This window comes from Duganella sp. Root1480D1, assembly GCF_001427305.1.
Taxonomy (GTDB): Bacteria; Pseudomonadota; Gammaproteobacteria; order Burkholderiales; family Burkholderiaceae_D; genus Rugamonas.
Genome location: NZ_LMFZ01000001.1, coordinates 407255 through 427153 on the forward strand (window position 1 = coordinate 407255; position 19899 = coordinate 427153).

Annotated in this window: 20 protein-coding genes; 2 read left to right on the plus strand and 18 right to left on the minus strand. The window is 63.9% G+C overall.

Features of this window, described 5'->3' with window-relative positions; translation table 11 throughout:
• Positions 1–139: 139 nt before the first annotated feature.
• The 16 genes from ASD58_RS02135 to ASD58_RS02210 form a co-directional block, all read right to left on the minus strand.
• Positions 140–823, minus strand: a complete 684-nt coding sequence (locus ASD58_RS02135; protein ID WP_057259443.1) for an RNA pseudouridine synthase — start codon at positions 821–823, stop codon at positions 140–142.
• Entirely contained in the window at positions 823–1887 is a 1065-nt protein-coding gene (ltaE, locus tag ASD58_RS02140; RefSeq protein WP_057259444.1) for a low-specificity L-threonine aldolase, read from the minus strand. Before ltaE ends, ASD58_RS02135 begins: the two co-directional genes overlap by 1 nt.
• Positions 1884–2798 carry an SAM-dependent methyltransferase gene (locus ASD58_RS02145; protein WP_057259445.1) on the minus strand — a complete coding sequence of 305 codons (915 nt, stop codon included), beginning with the start codon at positions 2796–2798 and terminating at the stop codon, positions 1884–1886. Before ASD58_RS02145 ends, ltaE begins: the two co-directional genes overlap by 4 nt.
• The gene (gene iscX / locus ASD58_RS02150; RefSeq protein ID WP_057259699.1) at positions 2785–2979 is read right to left on the minus strand and encodes a Fe-S cluster assembly protein IscX; all 195 of its coding nucleotides are present in this window, start codon (positions 2977–2979) and stop codon (positions 2785–2787) included. The genes ASD58_RS02145 and iscX overlap by 14 nt, the downstream gene beginning before the upstream one ends.
• Before the next feature lie 16 nt (positions 2980–2995).
• Positions 2996–3337 (minus strand): ISC system 2Fe-2S type ferredoxin, encoded by a 342-nt coding sequence (fdx, locus tag ASD58_RS02155; protein ID WP_055935517.1) that lies wholly within the window; start codon positions 3335–3337, stop codon positions 2996–2998.
• A gap of 17 nt (positions 3338–3354) precedes the next feature.
• Positions 3355–5235 (minus strand): Fe-S protein assembly chaperone HscA, encoded by a 1881-nt coding sequence (gene hscA / locus ASD58_RS02160; RefSeq protein WP_057259446.1) that lies wholly within the window; start codon positions 5233–5235, stop codon positions 3355–3357.
• A 21-nt stretch (positions 5236–5256) separates the two neighbouring features.
• Positions 5257–5772 carry a Fe-S protein assembly co-chaperone HscB gene (gene hscB / locus ASD58_RS02165; protein WP_057259700.1) on the minus strand — a complete coding sequence of 172 codons (516 nt, stop codon included), beginning with the start codon at positions 5770–5772 and terminating at the stop codon, positions 5257–5259.
• Positions 5773–5776: 4 nt separating this feature from the next.
• The gene (gene iscA / locus ASD58_RS02170) at positions 5777–6100 is read right to left on the minus strand and encodes an iron-sulfur cluster assembly protein IscA (RefSeq protein WP_028104360.1); all 324 of its coding nucleotides are present in this window, start codon (positions 6098–6100) and stop codon (positions 5777–5779) included.
• A gap of 18 nt (positions 6101–6118) precedes the next feature.
• Positions 6119–6502 (minus strand): Fe-S cluster assembly scaffold IscU, encoded by a 384-nt coding sequence (iscU, locus tag ASD58_RS02175; RefSeq protein ID WP_028104361.1) that lies wholly within the window; start codon positions 6500–6502, stop codon positions 6119–6121.
• 38 nt (positions 6503–6540) lie between these two features.
• The gene (locus ASD58_RS02180) at positions 6541–7806 is read right to left on the minus strand and encodes an IscS subfamily cysteine desulfurase (RefSeq protein WP_057259447.1); all 1266 of its coding nucleotides are present in this window, start codon (positions 7804–7806) and stop codon (positions 6541–6543) included.
• A gap of 19 nt (positions 7807–7825) precedes the next feature.
• Positions 7826–8308: a Fe-S cluster assembly transcriptional regulator IscR gene (gene iscR, locus ASD58_RS02185; protein WP_057259448.1), complete on the minus strand. Its 483-nt coding sequence runs from the start codon at positions 8306–8308 to the stop codon at positions 7826–7828.
• 159 nt (positions 8309–8467) lie between these two features.
• Positions 8468–9229 carry a uracil-DNA glycosylase gene (locus tag ASD58_RS02190; RefSeq protein ID WP_057259449.1) on the minus strand — a complete coding sequence of 254 codons (762 nt, stop codon included), beginning with the start codon at positions 9227–9229 and terminating at the stop codon, positions 8468–8470.
• 55 nt (positions 9230–9284) lie between these two features.
• Positions 9285–9578, minus strand: coding sequence for a cytochrome c (locus tag ASD58_RS02195; RefSeq protein ID WP_373994437.1), 294 nt, complete (start codon positions 9576–9578; stop codon positions 9285–9287).
• Positions 9579–9606: 28 nt separating this feature from the next.
• Positions 9607–10839 (minus strand): molybdopterin-dependent oxidoreductase, encoded by a 1233-nt coding sequence (locus ASD58_RS02200; RefSeq protein ID WP_082565168.1) that lies wholly within the window; start codon positions 10837–10839, stop codon positions 9607–9609.
• Positions 10840–10886: 47 nt separating this feature from the next.
• Positions 10887–12197, minus strand: a complete 1311-nt coding sequence (locus tag ASD58_RS02205; RefSeq protein WP_156401112.1) for a hypothetical protein — start codon at positions 12195–12197, stop codon at positions 10887–10889.
• 64 nt (positions 12198–12261) lie between these two features.
• Positions 12262–12666, minus strand: a complete 405-nt coding sequence (locus ASD58_RS02210; protein WP_057259452.1) for a hypothetical protein — start codon at positions 12664–12666, stop codon at positions 12262–12264.
• A gap of 130 nt (positions 12667–12796) precedes the next feature.
• On the opposite strand from ASD58_RS02210, the gene ASD58_RS02215 reads away from it, so the two are divergent.
• Together ASD58_RS02215 and ASD58_RS02220 are read left to right on the plus strand one after the other, a co-directional pair.
• Positions 12797–16474 carry an ATP-binding protein gene (locus tag ASD58_RS02215; RefSeq protein ID WP_156401113.1) on the plus strand — a complete coding sequence of 1226 codons (3678 nt, stop codon included), beginning with the start codon at positions 12797–12799 and terminating at the stop codon, positions 16472–16474.
• A gap of 85 nt (positions 16475–16559) precedes the next feature.
• The gene (locus tag ASD58_RS02220; RefSeq protein ID WP_082565169.1) at positions 16560–18233 is read left to right on the plus strand and encodes a diguanylate cyclase; all 1674 of its coding nucleotides are present in this window, start codon (positions 16560–16562) and stop codon (positions 18231–18233) included.
• On the opposite strand, the gene maiA is transcribed toward ASD58_RS02220, so the two are convergent.
• Together maiA and ASD58_RS02230 are read right to left on the minus strand one after the other, a co-directional pair.
• Complete coding sequence (gene maiA, locus ASD58_RS02225) at positions 18234–18878, minus strand: maleylacetoacetate isomerase (RefSeq protein WP_057259454.1); 645 nt, start codon at positions 18876–18878, stop codon at positions 18234–18236.
• Positions 18875–19897 carry a fumarylacetoacetate hydrolase family protein gene (locus ASD58_RS02230; RefSeq protein ID WP_057259455.1) on the minus strand — a complete coding sequence of 341 codons (1023 nt, stop codon included), beginning with the start codon at positions 19895–19897 and terminating at the stop codon, positions 18875–18877. Before ASD58_RS02230 ends, maiA begins: the two co-directional genes overlap by 4 nt.
• Positions 19898–19899: the final 2 nt, after the last annotated feature.

The window sequence follows — 19899 nt, forward strand, 5'->3', positions numbered from 1 at the left end:
GGGCGGTGAAAGCCGCCAGGTGTTCAAGCAACGATGATGCAACGCCTGACCCTGCGCTTCGCCGCCACCCTACACTAGAGGCCGTGTCACACTTGGGGTGTGACCCCATGGTGTGACACGGGCGCGGCTGTAGGTTCCTTTAGAAACGCTCGTAGCCCTGCAGGTACCGCCATTCACCGGGCTGCAGGCCGGACATGGAGATGCGGCCAATCCGCTGGCGTTTTACCGCAGTGGCTTTCAGGCCGACGTCGGCACACAGTTTGGCTACCAGCGCTGGTTTTGGGGGCTTTACGGCGAAGCGCAGTCGGTGTTCGTTTTGCCAGCTTACTTTGCCGGCGCCTTGATTCAGGAGCGTGAGGCCGTTGTCGGCGATCTCGCCTTCCACATCAACAATCAGCTCCTGTTCGACGGTGGCGCCTTCGTCTACCAGCTTGCGCGCTACCCGGAAGTCTTGCGTGAAGACGAACAGGCCGCTGGCTTGCTTGTCCAGCGCGAGGCAGGCGGTCAGGTTGCGCAGGTGGCGTTTGACGAAGCGGATGCGCTGGGCGTCCTTGCTGCGCGCTTCGGGCAGCAGGCAGGCTAGCGCATCGGCACCGGCCGGCTTGTTCAGCAGGATCGTGACGGGGGCGATGTCGAGCAGGGTTGCGTCGGGCAAGAGCGCGACTTGCTGGCCTGGGGCGACACGGGCGCCTGGTTCTTCGACGATTTCACCGTCGACTGTGACGTAGGCGCCTTCGATGTAGTTTTCCGCTTCGCGGCGCGAGCATGGAACCATGTCCGCCACGCGCTTGGCGAGGCGGATGGTGTTGTCTTCGTTGTTCATTATTGCTTGAAGTAGTGGGCGAATACGGCGGCGACATGTTCCAGGTCGCTGCGCGTTACGTCCAGGTGGGTCACGAGGCGCAGTGTCGGCGCCATCGAGACGCGGATGCGTTCTGCTGCCAGCGCGGCGTTCAAGCCTTCGCAGGCTTCGCGCGGCATGGTGACGAACAGGATGTTCGTTTGCGGCACGCTGACTTGCAGTACGCCGATCTTCGCGAGTTCTGCTGCCAGCCAGCTTGCGTTGGCGTGGTCTTCGGCCAGGCGCGGCACATTGTTCTGCAGGGCGTACAGGCCTGCAGCGGCGATTACGCCAGCCTGGCGCATGCCGCCACCCAGCATTTTGCGCCAGCGCTTCCCCTGCTCGATCAGCTCTTTGCTGCCGCAGAAGACGGAACCAACCGGGGCGCCAAGGCCTTTGCTCAGGCAGACGGAAACGCTGTCGAAGCCTTTCACCACGTCCTTCAGCGCAATGCCTTGCTTGACAGCGGCGTTGCAAATACGGGCGCCATCGAGGTGGGTAGCCAGGCCGCGCGCGTGCGCGAGGCTGGTGGCTTGGGCGACGTATTGTTGCGGCAGGACTTTGCCGCCGATGGTGTTTTCCAGCGCCAGCAGCCTGGTGCGCGCGAAGTGGAAGTCGTGCGGCTTGATGGCGGCTTCGATGTCTTGCAGGGCGATGCTGCCATCGGGCTGGTTGATGATCGGCTGCGGCTGAATGCTGCCGAGGACCGCAGCGCCGCCGCCTTCGTATTTGTAGGTGTGGGCGTCCTGGCCGACCAGGTATTCGTCTCCCCTGCCGCAATGGGCCAGCAGGGCGATCAGGTTGGTTTGCGTGCCGGATGGAGCGAACAACGCGGCTTGGTAGCCGAACAGTTCTGCTGCGTGGGCTTGCAGGGCGTTGACCGTGGGGTCGTCGCCGTAGACGTCGTCGCCAACCTGCGCGGCGAACATGGCTTCGCGCATGGCGGCGCTGGGATGCGTGACAGTATCGCTGCGCAGGTCGATCCAGCGTTCACCATCGGCGGCGAGCGGGCTCGCGCTGGCGCCGGCCGGATAAGCGGTGCTCACGGCGCGACCTCGGCGTCAGCCGGCGTCGCGGCTGGCGCGCCAGTGTAGAAGCGTTCGCCCATCTCATCTAGGCCGATGGTGGACAGCACTTCCTTCAGGCGTTCGGCCGGCTTGCGGCGCGGAAGATTCTTGTACGTGGCGACGATCAGCTCATTCTTCATCGAATGCTCCCAACCTACGAGTTCCGTCACAGTGACCTGGTAGCCGTGCGACTCAAGCTGCAGGCAGCGCAGCACGTTGGTGATCTGGCTGCCGAATTCGCGGGTGTGAATCGGGTGGCGCCATAATTCCGTCAACACGTTCTTGCCCAGCGAGGAGCCTTTGTTCTTGCGCAGCACGGAGGCGACTTCGGCCTGGCAGCATGGCACCAGCACGATATGCTTGGCCTTTTTCTTCAGCGCGAAGTCGATGGCGTCGTCGGTGGCGGTATTGCAGGCGTGCAGCGCGGTGACGATGTCGATCTGTTCCGGCAACTGGTCGGAGGTGGTCGATTCGGCCACCGACAGCGGCAGGAAGCTCATGCCGGGGAAGTCGAACTTGCGCGCCAGTTCTTCGGAGCGTGCCACCAGCTCTTCACGGGTCTCGATGCCGTAGATGTGCGAGTCGCCGCCCAGCGCCTTGAAGAACAGGTCGTAGATGATGAAACCGAGGTAGGACTTCCCTGCCCCGTGGTCGACCAGAGAGACCGAGCCCTTGGCCGAACGCACGTCGTTCAGCAGCGGTTCAATGAACTGGTAGAGGTGGTAGACCTGTTTCAGCTTGCGGCGGCTGTCCTGATTCAGCTTGCCGTCGCGGGTGAGGATGTGCAGCTCCTGCAACAGCGCGACCGACTGGCCGGGCTTGACTTCAGGGATGTCGGTGACGGTAGCCGGCAGCGGCGCGCCGGCGCCTGCGGCCTTATTGCGCTTCATCGATCCACGCCTGCTGGATCGCTTCCAGCACTTTTTCGCCGCCGCGCTTATGGTCGTCGTCGAAGCCGTCCAGGTCGACGATCCAGTTGTGCAGGTCGACAAAGCGCACGGTGGTCGGGTCGACCTCCGGGAACTTGTCGTACAGGGCTTCGGCAATCGCCGTGACATCACTCCATTTCAGCATGGTGCACCCCGGCTCAGTGGCCGCCTTCGCTGGCGTGGTTGATCGTGTACTTCGGAATTTCGATGACCAGGTCTTCTTCCGCGACGATGGACTGGCAGGACAGGCGCGAGCACGCTTCCAGGCCCCAGGCTTTGTCCAGCAGGTCTTCTTCGGTGTCGGTCGCTTCGTTGAGCGAGTTGAAGCCTTCACGCACCAGCACGTGGCAAGTGGTGCAGGCGCAGGATTTCTCACAGGCGTGTTCGATATGGATGTCGTTTTCCAGCAGGACGTCGCACACGGACTTCCCTGCTTCGGTTTCGATCACGGCGCCTTCGGGGCACAGCTTGGCATGCGGCAGGATGACGATTTGTGGCACTTCTATTCCTCAGTCGATTAAACAACCTGGTCCAGCGTCTTGCCGGCCAGTGCGCTGCGCACGCTGCGGTCCATGCGGCGCGATGCGAATTCTTCGGTGCCCTGGGCCAGGGCTTCATAGGCGGCTTTCACCGCGTAGTGGTCGGCTTCACCGCTGCCGGATTTCACCAGCATGTCCATGGTGGTAGCCATCAGGGCGTTGATCGCCGCGCGCTCTTCGTCGTTCAGCAGCGCGCCGTCTTCGTCCAGTGCGGACTGGGTGGCCAGCATGATGCGCTCCGCCTCCACCTGCTCTTCGCGCAGGGCACGGGCTTTCATGTCGGCTTCCGCTTCGGTGTGCGATTCGGACAGCATGCGCGCCACGTCGTCGTCGCCCAGGCCATAGGATGGCTTGACGGTGATCGAGGCTTCCACGTTGGAGCGCAGCTCGCGTGCGGACACGGACAACAGGCCGTCGGCATCCACCTGGTAGGTGATGCGGATGCGTGCAGCGCCGGCCGCCATCGGCGGAATGCCGCGCAGTTCGAAGCGCGCCAGCGAACGGCAGTCGCTCACCAGTTCACGCTCGCCTTGCAGCACGTGCACTGCCAGCGCGGTCTGGCCATCCTTGAAGGTGGTGAACTCCTGCGCACGGGCGCATGGGATGGTGGAGTTGCGCGGAATGATCTTCTCGACCAGGCCGCCCATGGTTTCAATGCCCAGCGACAGCGGGATCACGTCCAGCAGCAGCCAGTCGTCGCCCGCGGCACGATTACCGGCCAGCAGGTTGGCCTGGATCGCTGCGCCCAGCGCCACGACCTTGTCCGGGTCGATGTTGGCGTGCGGGATGGTGTGGAAATATTCGCCCACCGCGCGCTGCACGTGCGGCATACGGGTCGCTCCGCCCACCATGACCACGCCGTCGATATCGTCGGCGTCGAGGTTGGCGTCGCGCAAGGCCTTCTTCACGGCGTTCATGGTCTTGGCGACCAGGTGCTTGGTGATGTCGGCGAAAATCTCAGGGGTGACACGCTGGTGCACTTCTTCGCCCGAACGCAGCATGGCGTCGATGGTCACCTCAGGCTTGGTCGACAGCAGTTCTTTTGCTTCGCGCGCTTTCACCATCAGGGTGGCAGTGTCTTCGTCGGACAGCGGTGCCAGTTTTTCCTGCTCGTGCACCCAGCAGAACAGACGGTGGTCGAAGTCGTCGCCGCCCAGTGCGGAATCGCCGCCAGTGGCCAGCACTTCAAACACGCCCTTGGACAGCTTGAGGATCGAAATGTCGAAGGTGCCGCCGCCCAGGTCGTACACGGCGAAGATCCCTTCCGAGCCGTTATCCAGGCCGTAGGCGATTGCCGCGGCAGTCGGTTCGGACAGCAAGCGCAGCACGTTGATGCCGGCCAGTTGCGCGGCATCCTTGGTGGCCTGGCGCTGCGCTTCGTCGAAGTAGGCAGGCACGGTGATCACGGCGCCAACCAGGTCGTCGCCCAGCGAATCTTCCGCGCGCTGGCGCAAGGTGGCCAGGATCTGCGCCGACACTTCCACCGGCGACTTCACGCCGGCCACGGTTTTCAGCTGCACCATGCCGGGAGCATCGACGAAATCGTATGGCAGGTTTTCGGCGTAGGCGATGTCTTTCAGGCCGCGGCCCATGAAACGCTTGACCGACACGATGGTGTTCTTCGGGTCGGTGGTCTGATGCGCCTGGGCTTTGTAACCGATGTTGGCATGGCCGTTTGGCAGGTAACGCACCACGGAAGGCAGCAGGGGATGGCCGTCTTCGTCGTTCAGCACTTCTGGAATGCTGCTGCGGACGGTCGCTACCAGCGAATTGGTGGTGCCGAGGTCGATACCCACTGCCAGGCGGTGCTGGTGCGGGGCGGTCGACATGCCCGGTTCGGAAATCTGCAAAAGAGCCATGGTGAAACCTGTCTTGTTCTTTTACGCCTCGATGGCGTCGTAAGCGAAGCGCACTTCTTCGCCGAATTTTTCGATGAACATCAGCGCGCGCACACCTTGCGCGACGGCGTGATAGTCACCGGCGTTGCAATGTTGTTCGATCTCCGCCAACTGGGCCTTGCGGGCCGCGCGCAACTGGCCGTCCAGCTTGTCCAGCAAATCGGCATCCTTGTCGGCACGCGCTTCGGACAGCTCTTCGCGCCACTCCATCTGCTGCATCAGGAATTCCATCGGCATGGCCGTGTTGGATTCCATCTTCAAATCGACGCCATTCAGCTCGCACAGGTATTGCGCGCGCTTTTGCGGATTCTTCAGGGTCTGGTAAGCCTCGTTGGAGCGGGTCGACCATTGCATGGCGACGCGCTTTTCGGCATCGGTGGCATTGACGAACTTGTCCGGGTGGACGCGGCTCTGGACTTCGCGGTAGGCGGCGTCCAGGGCGTTCGTATCGACGGCGAACTGCTGGGGAAGCTGGAAGAGTTCGAAGTGGTTCTGCACGATATTAAATGCGGAAGCTTTCGCCGCAGCCGCATGCATCCTTCTCGTTCGGGTTGTTGAACTTGAAGCCTTCGTTCAGTCCTTCGCGGGCGAAGTCCAGCTCAGTGCCGTCGATGTACGGCAGGCTTTTCGGATCAACGAAGACCTTCACGCCATGCGACTCGAAGACGGAATCTTCCGGAGTCACTTCGTCCACGTATTCCAGCTTGTAGGCCAGACCGGAGCAGCCGGTCGTGCGCACACCAAAGCGCAGGCCAATGCCCTTGCCGCGACGCTCGATGTAGCGATTGATATGCTTGGCTGCTTTTTCGGTCAGGGTGATTGCCATACTTCCTCCGCGCGCTGATTAGGCGCCGTGTTTTGCCTTGTAGTCGTTCACGGCTGCCTTGATGGCGTCTTCCGCCAGGATGGAGCAGTGGATCTTCACTGGCGGCAATGCCAGTTCTTCCGCGATCTGGGTGTTCTTGATGGCCAGCGCTTCATCCAGCGACTTGCCCTTCACCCATTCGGTCACCAGCGAGCTGGAGGCAATTGCCGAACCGCAGCCGTAGGTCTTGAATTTCGCGTCTTCGATCTTGCCGTCAGCGCCAACCTTGATCTGCAGTTTCATCACGTCGCCGCAAGCAGGTGCGCCGACCATGCCGGTACCGACGGTCTCGTCGCCCTTTTCAAAGGAACCGACGTTGCGCGGGTTTTCGTAGTGGTCGAGGACTTTTTCCGAGTATGCCATTTTGATGCTCCCTAAAATCTAAGAATTCTGCTGTGCGCTTAGTGCGCTGCCCACTGGATGGTGGAGAGATCCACGCCATCCTTGTACATTTCCCACAGCGGGGACAGTTCGCGCAGCTTGCCCACTTTGCCTTTCAGCAGTTCGACGGCGAAGTCGACGTCTTTCTCAGTGGTGAAGCGGCCGATGGTGAAACGGATCGAGCTGTGCGCCAGTTCGTCGCTGCGGCCCAGTGCGCGCAGCACGTAGGATGGCTCCAGCGATGCCGAGGTGCAGGCGGAACCGGACGATACGGCCAGGTCTTTCACGGCCATGATCAGGGACTCGCCTTCCACGAAGTTGAAGCTCACGTTCAGGTTGTGCGGCACGCGATGGTCCATGTCGCCGTTGACGTAGGTTTCTTCGATTTCCTGCAGGCCTTTCGCCAGGCGGTCGCGCAAGGCGCGGATGCGGGCAATTTCGGCATCCATTTCTTCCTTGGCCAGGCGGAAGGCTTCGCCCATCGCCACAATCTGGTGGGTTGGCAAGGTGCCGGAGCGCAGGCCGCGCTCATGGCCGCCACCGTGCATCTGTGCTTCGATGCGCACGCGCGGCTTGCGGCAGACGTACAGGGCGCCCACGCCTTTCGGGCCGTAGGTCTTGTGCGCGGTGAAGGTCATCAGGTCGACCTTCAGGTCTTGCAGGTCGATCGCCACTTTGCCGGTCGCCTGCGCGGCGTCGCAGTGGAAGATGATGCCCTTCTTGCGGCAGAAGGCGGCGATTTCCTTGATCGGCTGGATCACGCCGATTTCGTTGTTGACCATCATGACCGAGATCAGGATGGTGTCCGGACGCACGGCCGCTTCCAGTTGCTCGATGGTGATCAGGCCGTTGTCCTGGGTGTCCAGGTAGGTGGCCTCGAAGCCCTGGCGCTCCAGTTCACGCACGGTGTCCAGCACGGATTTGTGCTCGGTTTTCACGGTGATGATGTGCTTGCCCTTGGACTTGTAGAAGTTGGCCGCGCCTTTCAGGGCGAGGTTGTTCGATTCGGTGGCGCCGGAGGTCCAGATGATTTCGCGCGGGTCGGCGTTGACCAGGGCGGCCACGTGGCCGCGCGCTTCTTCCACCGCTGCTTCCGCGGTCCAGCCGTACATGTGGCTGCGGGAGGCCGGGTTGCCGAACTGTTCGCGCAGGTAAGGGATCATCTTGTCCGCAACGCGTGGATCGATCGGCGTGGTGGCCGAGTAGTCCATGTAGATCGGGAAGTGCGGCGCGGTCTTGAATTCTACCGGCGCTACCTGGGCGACGTTCTTTTCGGGGGCGTTCATCTAAATTACTCCAATTCGGTTAACCGAGGGCTGCTTGGTTGCTGTTGCGGTGCACATGGACTGGCTGCTCTGCCGCGGCCTTGGCTTTTTGCTGGTCCACCAGGTCCTGCAGCGACACGGAATCCAGGTAGTCGACCATCTTTTCGTTCAGGGTGGCCCACAGTTCGTGGGTCATGCAGCGGGCGCCGTTGGCGTGGTCGGCGCCGTGGCAATTCTCCTTGCCGCCGCACTGGGTTGCATCGAGCGGTTCATCGACAGCGATAATGATGTCGGCGACGGTCACCTTGTCTGCCTTGCGGGCCAGGCTGTAGCCGCCGCCAGGGCCGCGGATCGATTCCACGATTTCGTGGCGGCGCAGCTTGCCGAACAATTGTTCGAGATAAGACAGGGAAATCGACTGGCGCTGGCTGATTCCGGAAAGCGTTACCGGACCCTTGCCCTGGCGCATAGCCAGGTCAATCATCGCAGTCACTGCAAAACGGCCTTTGGTAGTCAGACGCATCACAACCTCGGTTCAACTCAGTTAAAATATCGTTCTGTTCTCGCAAATCAAAACCTGATTACTTGAACGATTTAGTCAAGTATAACAGACTTGCGCAGACCTTGCCGGACGCGCCTTTAGCTGTCCGAGGGGCAATGCACGCCGACGCAAGCACGCCAATCAGCGCTTCAGCAATCCCATCGGGCCAAACAGCGCCTGCATTTCCTTATTAGCAATAAAACTCAGGTTGTACGGGTGTTCGGCCACGATCTGCGGCAGCGCCTGCACGCTTGGCAGCTTGTTCAGTTGCTCGGCGATCTTTCCCCAAAGAATCAGTTTCGGCTGCCGGGCAGCCAGCGCCTGCATCACGGTTTCGAAAAATGGCAGCCAGGCCTTGGCATCTTTCACCGGAGCAACATGGGGGCGAAATACCAGCGAGGCGTTCAGCAGCAGGAAGCCGTGGCTGTGCAAGCGTTCCTGCATCTCGGCCAGGGTCTGGATGGCGGCGCCGGCCTTGGCAAGGGTCGAGCAGGCTGCCAGCGCTTCGCCCGCGGTATTCGACTCTTCGAGCTGGCCGTCGGCGACCAGCAGCATCTTCATGAAGTTGCGCAGCGAGGTGGCCTTGTTGACGGGCTTGGACAGGCCACCGCCCTCCTCTTCCGACCACAGGCCTTTCACGGCACCGTCCATGAAGCAGACGCCGGTGGCGCTTTCGGCACGCGGATAGGGGCCCTCGCCCACCAGCACGTAGCGCACCTGCTCCAGCGGCTGCTGGAAGGCGGCGAACAGGCGCAACTCGGTCGGCAGGTAGCTGTCGGCCGCCAGTTCCGGCAGGTAGGCCGGGTTGGCCGCCGCTATCGCCTGCAGGCCGCGCTCCAGGATCGGGCGCCACGAAGGGTGGGCGCGGTCGAGCGCTTGCAGGATGGGGCTAGGAATCGTCATGGCGGCTATCGGCGATGGGCAAAGGCGAGATTGTATCGCCGCCAGCCGGCGCGGTCTACGGCTTGGGCTTCTCGGCGCCGTAGACTTTGGCCAGGTAATCCACCATGGCGGGGATGTCCTCGTCCGAGAATTGCGCGCCGAACGGCTTCTTCATTTTCTTTACCGTGGCTTCCCAGTAGTTGCGCGGAGAGCCGGGCGGCTGCATCTGGGCGTATTGCGCCGAGTGGCAAAGCAGGCAGTTGGCCAGCACGAGCTGGTAGCCGGGCAGCGTGCTTGGTTTATACGCCGCCGTTTCGTCGGGCAGCTTGATTTCGGCGGCGCTGGCCGCGCCGGCGCACAGCAGGAGCATGATGGCGAGAGTCTTCATCTGTTTCCCCTCAAGCCGCCGTTACGCGGGTAGTTTCGACGACATTGCGCATATAGCCGGCCGCGTTCCACAGCGCCGTTGAGGGCTGGCTTTGGCCGATGCGGTTCACGGCGCGCACCATCAGCGCGTGCTCGCCCTTGCCCGGCTTGAACGATGCGCTCCATTCGCGGAAGGAATACTTGCCCAGGTCCTTGCCCAACGTGGCCGCTTGCCAGCTCTTGCCGCCATCGGCCGAGAAGGCGACTTCGGTGATGCCATAGCCGCCATCGAAGGCGATGCCTTTCACCACCACAGGCTTGCCGGCCTTGAGCCGCGCCCCGTCCTGGTGGCTGGTGATAAATGAACGCACGTTGAAGCGGCCAATCGGCACTGTTTTTGCGGGCGTGGTCCCCGGCGCCACGCAGGCGCAGACGTTGTCGGCGATGCGGTAGGCGCTGGCGACCCAGAAGCCGTCGAAGGGCTTGTCCAGCACCGTGATGTCGGACAGGTGCTTGATCCAGTACGTGCCGTAATAGCCCGGCACCACCAGGCGCAGCGGATAGCCGTTCAGCATCGGCAAGTCGGCGCCGTTCATCTGCCAGGCCAGCATCACTTCCCCGTCGAGCGCGTGGTCGATATCGAGCGACTTGACGAAATCGGGGCCATCGCCGGCCGGCGGGGTATCGAGGCCGTTGAAGGCAACCTGCACCGCACCGGCTTTCACGCCCGCCCGCTCCAGTACTTTTTTCAGCGGCACGCCGGTCCAGCGCGCGTTGCCCATGGCGCCGTTGGAGAGCTGGCCGCCATTGGCGCGCGGCGCAAAGTGGCCGCGGCTATTGCCCGAGCATTGGTTGACCGCCACGAGCTCGAGCGGCTCGGCCAGCTGCTTGAGTTCTGACAGCGACAGTTCCAGCGGCGCGTTGACGTGGCCGCCGATCTTCAACCGGTAGCTTTGCGGGTCGATCCCGGTGGGGATGGCGCTCCAGTGGTAGCGCACGAAGAAGGCATCGTTCGGCGTCAGCACGCCTTCGCCGAAAACGCTGAACGGGGTTTCCAGCTGCGGCGGACGGCTGGTCAGCACGATCATCGGCCGCTTCTGGGGGAAGGCCAGCAGTTCGCGCTCGCCATTCTCGAATGGCAGCGCCACCTTGCGCGCATCAGCCGGTGCGGCCAGCGCCGACAGCGCCGGGCCGCCCAGCGCAGTTGCCACGCCCGCCATGCCGGCCTGCTTCAGGAATTCACGTCTTGGAATGCTGCTTTTCATGCCTGCCTCCCGGTGGGTGATCCATTCCGAGATGCAAATTTAACATGCTATTCCGCTGGGGAATCGGAATTCTTCAGCCTGACGTTGGCAGCGCGCAGCTTGCGGTACAGGAAAGCCACCGCGAGCAGGGCCGCTGCAGCCAGCGCGGCTGCCACCGACCAGGCCAGCCGCAGCTTCGACTGGTTGCGCAACTCCCTGGTGTTTTCATCGTTCCGGCGCAGCAGTTCTTCATCTTCGCGCTCTTTTTTCTGGAGCTGGGACTGGGCGGTGCTGGCTTCCTGCGTCTTGCGCCGGGCCCGCGCATACACTTGCAGGGAAAGCTCCTTCAAGCCCACATAGTCCAGCGCCCGTGCATATTCGGACAGCGCGTCGGCATCCATCATCTCGATATTGACCGCCTCGATCGCTTCCCGTCCCGCGTCGAGCTGGCCCAGATAGATCAGGGCAATGCCTTCGTTGAACTGCGAAATCTCCGCCATTTCGGTATTGCCGGTAGCCAGCGCAGCCTTCTTCGATTCGCGGCTGAGCGACAAGGCTTCCCGGTAATCCTGGCTTTTCAAGCTCATGTCGGCCAGGGTGACTTGCAGCTCCGGCACATCTTCGTCCATATGATGCTTCTGCAGCCATGCCACCACGTCGTTCAGCGCTTCACGCGCGCGCGCCACCTGGCCCGCGCTTTCGGCGATTTCCCACTCTGCATAACGGGCCCGGATCACGGGGCCGTCGAGCGGGATCAGCGCGGCCTTGGCCTTCAGTACGTCGATCGACTTGAGCGCCTCCTGGCTGCCGCCGGCCAGGCCGTTCAGCGCATAGGCCCTGGCGCGCAGCGCCATGAACTGGGCGATGGGCTGGCCCGACTTGTCGGCCAGCGCCACGGCGCGGTCAATGAATTCGAGCCCTTTGCGGCCGTTGCCCTGCCGGATCTCATTCTGGCCGACGGTGAGGATCACCTTGGCCTGCAGCGCGAAGTCGCTGGTCTGGTCTGCAAGCTGGCGCGCCATCTCCAGGTTCTTGCTGGCGGCTTCCCTGTCGTCCAGTGCGCTAAAAAGGTAGGAGCGGTCGAGCAGGCTGTTGGCGATGATGGTCTCATCGTCGAGCTGGTGGCCGATGCGCTCCTCCTCCGCCACCGCCTGCAGCGACAGCCCGCGGTCCGAGCCGCGGGTCACCTTGCTGAGCACGGAGTAATAAGTGGCTTGGTCGCGCTGCGGCCACTGCCCGACTTGCGGTTTCAATTTCTGCAATTCGGCCAGGGTGCCATTGGTGGCCAGATAAGAAAATTCCCGCAACTGCCCGAGGCGGGCCGACACGTCCTGTCCCCAGGCCGACGACTGGAACAGCGCAGTGGCCAGGAGAGACATGCCAAGCATGCGCGGAATAGTGCAAAACATTACAGCTTTCGATTTGATAGGAAGTAAAGATATTTTACTGCCCAGCAAACAAATCGTGGGCATTCAGGATGGCAAAAGCGATTTCGGGGTGGCGATCCAGGCATTTCCGTATCGCCGCGGGTACAGCTTGCCGCGTCTTGCGGCACAGGCCGGGACGCTCGCCCAGCTCGATCTGGAAGCCGCGCACCGTGCGCACTTCGTTGACGCCGGGCGCGATGCGCACCGAGACGCCGAGCTGCTCTTCCAGCCGCTGGCCAATGCGCATCAGCTCGGCATAGCTGGCAATCGCTTCGATGCGCTCGAGCAGGCGCTTCTCTTCCTCCTTCGTCAGGCGCAGGATGCGCAAGTCGGCTTGCGGGTCCTGCAGCAGCAACTCGCGCTTGCAATCGCAGGCGCCGGGCGGGCACTCCTTGCGGATGGGGAAAGGCGGCATCGTCATCGTCCCAGTATCCGTTGCTTGCAACGTGCTGTCAAACACGGCCGGGGCGCCACTTTGCATAGGACACTTGTGTGCGCCGTTCAAGTTTCGTACAGTGCAGAATTGACAAAAATGACAGTAAGAGAAACGTGTGACTATTAAACCGGAAGGCTTGCAGTTCCTGGCGTCCCCAGGTGCGCTGGGCCAGCAGATTGCGGCCTTCGACTGGTCGTCCACGCCGCTCGGCCCGCTCGACGCCTGGCCGCAGAGCCTGCGCACCACCGTCAACCTGATGCTCAATTCGAGCCACCCGATCTGGATCGGCTGGGGCCCGCACGCCACGTTCCTCTACAACGACGCCTATATCGATGTGCTGGGCGCGGCCAAGCATCCGTGGGCGCTGGGCCGTCCGGCGCAGGAAGTGTGGGCTGAGATCTGGCACTTTTGCGGACCGCTGGCGGACAAGGTATTCCAGCGCGCCGAGCCGAGTTATGTCGACGCGGTGCAGCTCTTCATGAGCCGCGGCGACTGGGTGGAGGAAGTCTGGTTCTCCTTCTCCTATAGCCCGATCTTCAACGAAGCGGGCGCGGTGGGCGGCCTGTTCTGCCCTTCCACCGACACCACCGACACGCGCCTGAACGCGCGCCGCCTGGCCGCGCTGTCGGCACTGTCGGCCAGCGCCCTGCGCGAACAGGACGTGGCCAGCGCCTGCGCCACCGCCATGCACACCATTGCCGGGAATCCGGCCGACATTCCTTTTGCGCTGCTGTTCAAGCGCGTTGGCGACACAGTGCGCCTGCAGCAGACGGCGCACGTGGCCGATGAAGCCTGCGAGCTGGCATTGTGGCCGGTGGCCCAGGTGCTGGCCAGCGGCGAGCCGGTGACGATTGCGACGGCGGGCATGCCGGGCTTGCCGCTCGGCCTTGCGGGGCAAGCGGTGCGGACAGCACTGGCCTTGCCGATTACCGACGGCGTACTGGTGCTGGGCACCAGCCCGGCGCGCCCGCTCGATGCCGAATACCGTACCTTCTGCGAGCTGGTGGCCGGCCAGTTGTCGGCTGCCGTGCAAAATGCCAGCGCGGCGGCCGAGCAGCGCCAGCGCGCCGAAGCCCTGGCGGAGCTGGACCGCGCCAAGACCGCCTTCTTCAGCAATGTGAGCCACGAGTTCCGCACCCCGCTGACGCTGATGCTGGGCCCAGTCGAAGAAGCGCTGAACGACAGCGCCAGCCGGCTGCCGGCCGTTCATCACGCGCGCTTGCGCCTGGCGCAGCGCAATGCCTTGCGCCTGCAAAAGCTGGTCAACACCCTGCTCGATTTCTCGCGCGTACAGGCCGGCCGCATGCAGGCCAGCTACGCCCAGGTCGACCTGGCCGCCCTCACCCGCGACCTGGCCAGCGGCTTCCGCTCGGTGCTCGAAAGCGCAGGCCTGACGCTGACCGTCGACTGCGAGGAAATCGATGCCGGCGCCTGGGTCGATATCGCGCTGTTCGAAAAGATCGTGCTGAACCTGCTGTCCAACGCCTTCAAGTTCACCTTTGACGGCGGCATCACGGTCGTGCTGCGCCGGCAGGGGCAATCGGCCGTGCTGGCGGTCAGCGACACCGGCGTCGGCATTTCGGACGACCAGCAGCAGCGCATTTTCGAGCGCTTCCGCCGCGTGGAAGGCTCGCGTTCACGCACCCACGAGGGCTCAGGCATCGGCCTGGCACTGGTGCGCGACCTGGTGGAGCTGCTGCACGGCCGCATCGAACTGGAAAGCACGCTGGGCGCCGGCAGCACCTTCACCATCACGCTGCCGCTGGGCCGCAGCCACCTGCGCGAAGACCAGTTGAGCGGCGAGGCGCAGGCCGACACCAGCGAAGTGCGCGAAGCGTTCTGCCTGGAAGCGCAGCGCTGGCTGCCGGAGCAAGACAGCGAGGAACCCTTCCTCGACCTGGCCGACGACGACAGCGTGCTGACGCTGGGCGCGCGGGTGCTGGTGGTGGACGACAATGCCGACATGCGCGACTACCTGGCGCGCCTGCTGCGCCAGCGCTGGCAGGTGGGCACCGCCGCCAACGGGCGCGAAGCACTGGAGGCCATGGCGGGCGAACTGCCGGAGCTGGTGGTGTCCGACGTGATGATGCCGGAACTCGATGGTTTCGGCCTGATCGCTGCCATGCGCGCCGAGCAGGCGCTGCACGACGTGCCGGTGCTGCTGCTGTCGGCGCGCGCCGGCGAGGAGGCGCGCATCGAAGGCGTCAATGCCGGCGCAGACGACTACCTGGTCAAGCCCTTCTCGGCGCGCGAACTGCTGACGCGCGTCGACTCGCAACTGATGCGCGCCCGTATCCGCCAGGCCGAACGTGCGCACATGACGCGCATGGCCAACACCTTCCAGCAGGCGCCGGCCGCCATCGCCATTGTGCGCGGCCCCGACCTGGGCTTCGAACTGGCCAACGACCGCTTTATGGAACTGAGCTGGCAGCGCGAACTGATTGGCCTGCCGATGCGGCGCGCCTTCCCCGAGCTGGAAGGCCAGGGCATGTTGGAAGAAATGGAGCTGGCGCTGGCCAGCGGCCAGCCAGTGACCGGCAAGGCACGCCGCGTCATGCTAAAGCGCGGCGGCGGCCTGCAGGAATGCTATTTCGATTATGTGCACCAGCCGGTGCGCAATGCGCGCGGTGAAGTGGACCGCGTCGCCATTGTGGCCTTCGAAGTGACGGAACTGGTGCGGGCACGGCGCGATGCCGAACTGGCCGACCGCACCAAGGACGATTTCCTGGCCATGGTCGGCCACGAGCTGCGCAATCCGTTGTCGCCGATCCTGATCGCGCTGGAGCTGATGCGCCTGAAGGGCCTGGGCGGGCTGGCGCGCGAGCATGCGGCCATCGAACGGCAGGCCCACCATCTGGTGCGGCTGGTGGACGACCTGCTCGATGTGGCGCGCATTGCGCAGGGCAAGATCGCGCTGCGCCTGGAACGCGTCGAATTGTCCAAGCTGCTGGCGCAGGCGCTGGAAACGGTCAGCGGCCTGCTCGAAGAACGCCAGCAGGCGCTGGAGCTGGACGTGCCGGCGCAGGGCCTGGCGATCGACGCCGACCCGATGCGCTTCGTGCAGGTGCTGGTCAACCTGCTGACCAATGCTGCCAAGTATTCCAACCCGGGCGGCCAGATCCTGGTGCGCGCCGTCGCCGCCAAGGGCCGCGTGGCGATCACGGTGCGCGATACCGGCATCGGCATCGGCGCCGAAATGCTGCCCCACCTGTTCGACAAATTCGTGCAGGCCCCGCAATCGATCGACCGCTCGCGCGGCGGCCTGGGACTGGGCCTGGCGATTGCCCGCAGCCTGGTGCAGCTGCATGGCGGCGAGATCGAGGCGCACAGTGCCGGCGTTGGCGCCGGCAGCGAATTCACCATCCGCGTGCCGCTGGCGGCAGAAACGGCAAGCGCCCCCTCTTTGGGCGCGGCGCCGGGCCACCTGGCGGCCGTGCCGCCGCGCCGCGTGCTGCTGGTGGACGACAACCAGGATGTGCTGCAAGGCTTGCGTGCCCTGCTGGAAGTTGGCGGCCATGAGGTGCAGGCAGTGGGCGACCCGGCCAGCGCGCTGCGCGCCAGCGCCAGCTTCGTGCCCGACCTGGCCATCCTGGACATCGGCCTGCCTGGCATGGACGGCTATGAACTGGCCAGCGAGCTGCGGCGCCGGCCCGGTTTCGGCAACACGCGGCTGGTGGCATTGTCCGGCTACGGCCAGCCAGCCGACCAGGCCCGAGCGCGCGCGGCCGGCTTTGCCGCCCATCTTGTCAAGCCGATTACGCCGGCCCAGCTCTACTCGCTGCTGGTCGATTAAATGCCCTCGATCGTTGCAAAACTGCCACGATAGTTGCCTTTAGGGAAATTAAGTTGCACGTGACCGTGCTACACTCGTTTCCCCTATGTGCCCCCATTCTTACCGCCGTGCATTCCTGCGCCTGGCAGCCGCCTTCTGGCTTGCCAGCGCCTGCGCTCATGCGCTGGCAGACGAGCGGCGGGTACTGGTGCTGTATTCGCTTGGCGCCGACTCTTCCTCGGCCTGGCAAAGGCTGGTGCACAAGGGCATGTACGAGGAACTGGAACGCAGCAGCCAGGGCGCCACGCCGGCCATTTTCGAAGAGCGCTTTGACGCCAACCGCGTCGGCGAAGACAAATCGCAGGAGGGCATGGCGCCCTACCTCGCCACCAAGTACGCCGACGTCAAATTCGACGCCATCGTGACGGAGAACTTCGTTGCGGCGCGTTTCCTGTCCAGCCATCCGGAACTGTTTGCCGGCGTGCCGCGCCACTACGTCAATCATGGGCGCGAGCAATGGCAGCCGCGCGATGGCCTGGCTTACGAGGTGACGTCCGATTTCGAGCGGGCGATCGGGGTGATCCCGCTGGTGGCGCCGAATGTGCGGCATATCGCCATCGTCGGCGACAAGACCTCGCGCGGCCAGCTCTGGCTTGACCGCATCCGCAGCGTAACGCCGCATTTCCCGCATATCCGCTTCGAGATCTGGGACGATGGCGACGTGGATGAATTGCGGCAGCGCGCCGCGCGGCTGGACCGCAGCAGCGCGATCTTCATGCTGGCGTCGCTGCGTGGCGAAGGCAAGTCGCGCATCCAGCCGCGCGAGCTGGCGCTGTTGATCGCGGCTGCGACCAAGGCGCCCCTGTTCACGCATTCCGAATCGCTGGTGATGCCTGGCGTGGCGGGCGGCTATGTGGTCAGCGGCGAGGCGGTGGGCCGCATGATGGCGCGCCTGCTGCTTGGACAGCCGGCCATGACCAGCCAGGTGCAGGGCTATTACTTCGATTACCCGACCGCGCGCCAGGCCGGCTTGCGCAACCTGCCGCCGGAAGCGGTGATACTGAATCGGCCGCACAATGTGTGGGAGCTGTACCGCTGGCAGATCATCACGGCGGGCGCGCTGATCGTCTTCGAGGGCTTGCTGATCACGGCGCTGGTGCTGTCGCTACGCTCGCGGCGGCGGGCGATGGCCGAGCTGGCGGCCGAGCGCAGCAGCCTGGAAGACCGCATCCTGCAGCGCACGCTGGAACTGTTGCAGGCCAATCGCAAGCTGGAAGAACTGGCCACCACCGACCCGCTGACCGGCATCGCCAACCGGCGCAAGATGACGGAGCAGATTGCGCAGGAACTGGAACGAGCGCGGCGCTTCCATCATCCCTTGTCGCTGCTGATGGTCGACATCGACCACTTCAAGCGCATCAACGATACCTACGGCCACGAGGTGGGCGACCAGGCGATTATCCAGATCGCGACCTTGCTGACGGCCAGCCTGCGCGCGGTGGATATGGTGGCGCGTTTCGGCGGAGAGGAATTTGTGCTGCTGATGCCGGAAACGCATATCGCGGTGGCGATGCATGCGGCGGAACGCTTGCGCGAACTGGCGGCCGGTTTGCGGGTGCGGACCGAGTTTGGGGCCGAGGTGGAGCTGACCATCAGCATCGGCGTGGCGGCGGCTGACCCGCATGGCACGCCGGATACGCCGTCCTCCTTGCTGGTGCGCTCCGATAAGGCGCTGTACCGGGCCAAGAAGGAAGGACGCAACCGGGTGGTGCAGTTCTGATTACTCCGCGTCCGGCTGGGCGGAGGGATGCGCGGCCTTGAATGCCGGCAGGCCGGCGCAGTTTTCTGCGATGCGCGCCACGTTAGGGTATGGCGTGAGGTCGATATTGAAGCGCTGGGCGTTGTATACCTGCGGCACCAGGCAGCAATCGGCAATGGTCGGCGTGTCGCCATAGCAGAAGCGGCCCATGTCGCCGTCGCGCTCCAGGTGGGCTTCGAGCGCCTGCATGCCTTCGCCCATCCAATGGTAGTACCAGTCCATCTTCTGTTCTTCGCTCAGGCCCATCGGGCCCTTGAGGTGCTTGAGCACGCGCAGGTTCATCAGCGGATGGGTGTCGCATGCCACCGTCTGCGCCAGGGCACGCACGCGGGCGCGGCCCACGGCGTCTTGCGGCAGCAGCGGCACCATCGGGTGCACTTCTTCCAGGTATTCCATGATGGCCAGCGATTGCGTGACGACGATGCCGTTGTCCTCCAGCGCCGGCACCAGTCCTGCCGGGTTCACCTCGCGATAGGCAGGCGCCATCTGCTCGCCGCCGTCGCGCAGCAGGTGCACCGGCACCGCTTCATACGACAGGCCTTTCAGGTTCAGCGCGATGCGGACACGGTAGGCAGCCGAGCTGCGGAAGTAGGTATAGAGCTTCATTCACGTTCCCCGTAATTGCGCACGGTCTGGTCGATGGCGCCGAAGATGGTCTTGCCCTGTGCGTCATGCATTTCGATGCGCACCGTATCGCCGAACTGCAGGAAGCCGGTTTGCGGCTTGCCGCTTTCGATGGTCTCGTACATGCGCACTTCGGCCAGGCAGCAATAACCCACGCCGCCATTGGCGATGCTGGAGCCGTGCAGGCCGCCCTGCTTGTTCGACACGGTACCGGAGCCGATGATGGTGCCGGCGCACAGTTCGCGCGTTTTGGCGGCGTGCGCCACGAGCTGGGCGAAGTTGAAGGTCATGTCATCGCCGGCATTCGGCTTGCCGAAAGGCTGGCGGTTGATCTGCACCAGCAGCGGCAGGTGCAACTTGTTGTCCTGCCAGGCTTTGCCCAGTTCTTCCGGCGTGACTGCCACCGGCGAGAAGGCACTGGCCGGCTTGGAATTGAAGAAACCGAAGCCCTTTGCCAGTTCGTTGGGAATCAGGTTGCGCAGCGAGACGTCGTTGACCAGCATCACCAGGCGGATTGCCTTGGCCGCATCTTCATCGCTGGCGCCCATCTTCACGTCGCCGGTGATCACGGCCACTTCCGCTTCCAGGTCGATGCCCCAGGCTTCGTCCAGCGCGAACACCGCGTCGCGCGGGCCGACGAAACTGTCGGAGCCGCCCTGGTACATCAGCGGGTCGGTGTAGAACGATGCCGGCACCTCCGCATTGCGTGCCTTGCGCACCAGCTCCACATGGTTGATGTAGGCGGAGCCGTCGGCCCACTGGTAGGCGCGCGGCAGCGGCGAGTGGCACAGGCTTTCGTCAAAAGGCTTGGCGCCGGATGCACTGCCCTGGTTCAGCAAGGCATAGATCTGTTTGAGCTGCGGTGCGGCGACGTCCCAGTTGTCCAGCGCATCCTGCATGGTGGCGGCAATGTTGGGTACCGGCTGGCAGGATTTCAGGTCGCGGCTTACGACGACCAGGCGGCCGTCACGGCTGCCGTCTTTCAGGGAGGCGAGTTTCATGT

Excerpts from the sequence above, each read along its gene's own strand:
- iscU (WP_028104361.1), bottom strand. The coding sequence starts at position 6,502 with ATGGCATACTCGGAAAAAGTCCTCGACCACTACGAAAACCCGCGCAAC.
- iscA (WP_028104360.1), bottom strand. The coding sequence starts at position 6,100 with ATGGCAATCACCCTGACCGAAAAAGCAGCCAAGCATATCAATCGCTAC.
- ASD58_RS02200 (WP_082565168.1), bottom strand. The coding sequence starts at position 10,839 with ATGAAAAGCAGCATTCCAAGACGTGAATTCCTGAAGCAGGCCGGCATG.
- ASD58_RS02190 (WP_057259449.1), bottom strand. The coding sequence starts at position 9,229 with ATGACGATTCCTAGCCCCATCCTGCAAGCGCTCGACCGCGCCCACCCT.
- maiA (WP_057259454.1), bottom strand. The coding sequence starts at position 18,878 with ATGAAGCTCTATACCTACTTCCGCAGCTCGGCTGCCTACCGTGTCCGC.
- ASD58_RS02135 (WP_057259443.1), bottom strand. The coding sequence starts at position 823 with ATGAACAACGAAGACAACACCATCCGCCTCGCCAAGCGCGTGGCGGAC.
- iscR (WP_057259448.1), bottom strand. The coding sequence starts at position 8,308 with ATGCGTCTGACTACCAAAGGCCGTTTTGCAGTGACTGCGATGATTGAC.
- ASD58_RS02205 (WP_156401112.1), bottom strand. The coding sequence starts at position 12,197 with ATGTCTCTCCTGGCCACTGCGCTGTTCCAGTCGTCGGCCTGGGGACAG.
- ASD58_RS02180 (WP_057259447.1), bottom strand. The coding sequence starts at position 7,806 with ATGAACGCCCCCGAAAAGAACGTCGCCCAGGTAGCGCCGGTAGAATTC.
- ASD58_RS02220 (WP_082565169.1), top strand. The coding sequence starts at position 16,560 with ATGTGCCCCCATTCTTACCGCCGTGCATTCCTGCGCCTGGCAGCCGCC.
- ASD58_RS02195 (WP_373994437.1), bottom strand. The coding sequence starts at position 9,578 with ATGCTCCTGCTGTGCGCCGGCGCGGCCAGCGCCGCCGAAATCAAGCTG.
- ASD58_RS02210 (WP_057259452.1), bottom strand. The coding sequence starts at position 12,666 with ATGACGATGCCGCCTTTCCCCATCCGCAAGGAGTGCCCGCCCGGCGCC.
- ASD58_RS02145 (WP_057259445.1), bottom strand. The coding sequence starts at position 2,798 with ATGAAGCGCAATAAGGCCGCAGGCGCCGGCGCGCCGCTGCCGGCTACC.
- hscA (WP_057259446.1), bottom strand. The coding sequence starts at position 5,235 with ATGGCTCTTTTGCAGATTTCCGAACCGGGCATGTCGACCGCCCCGCAC.
- ASD58_RS02230 (WP_057259455.1), bottom strand. The coding sequence starts at position 19,897 with ATGAAACTCGCCTCCCTGAAAGACGGCAGCCGTGACGGCCGCCTGGTC.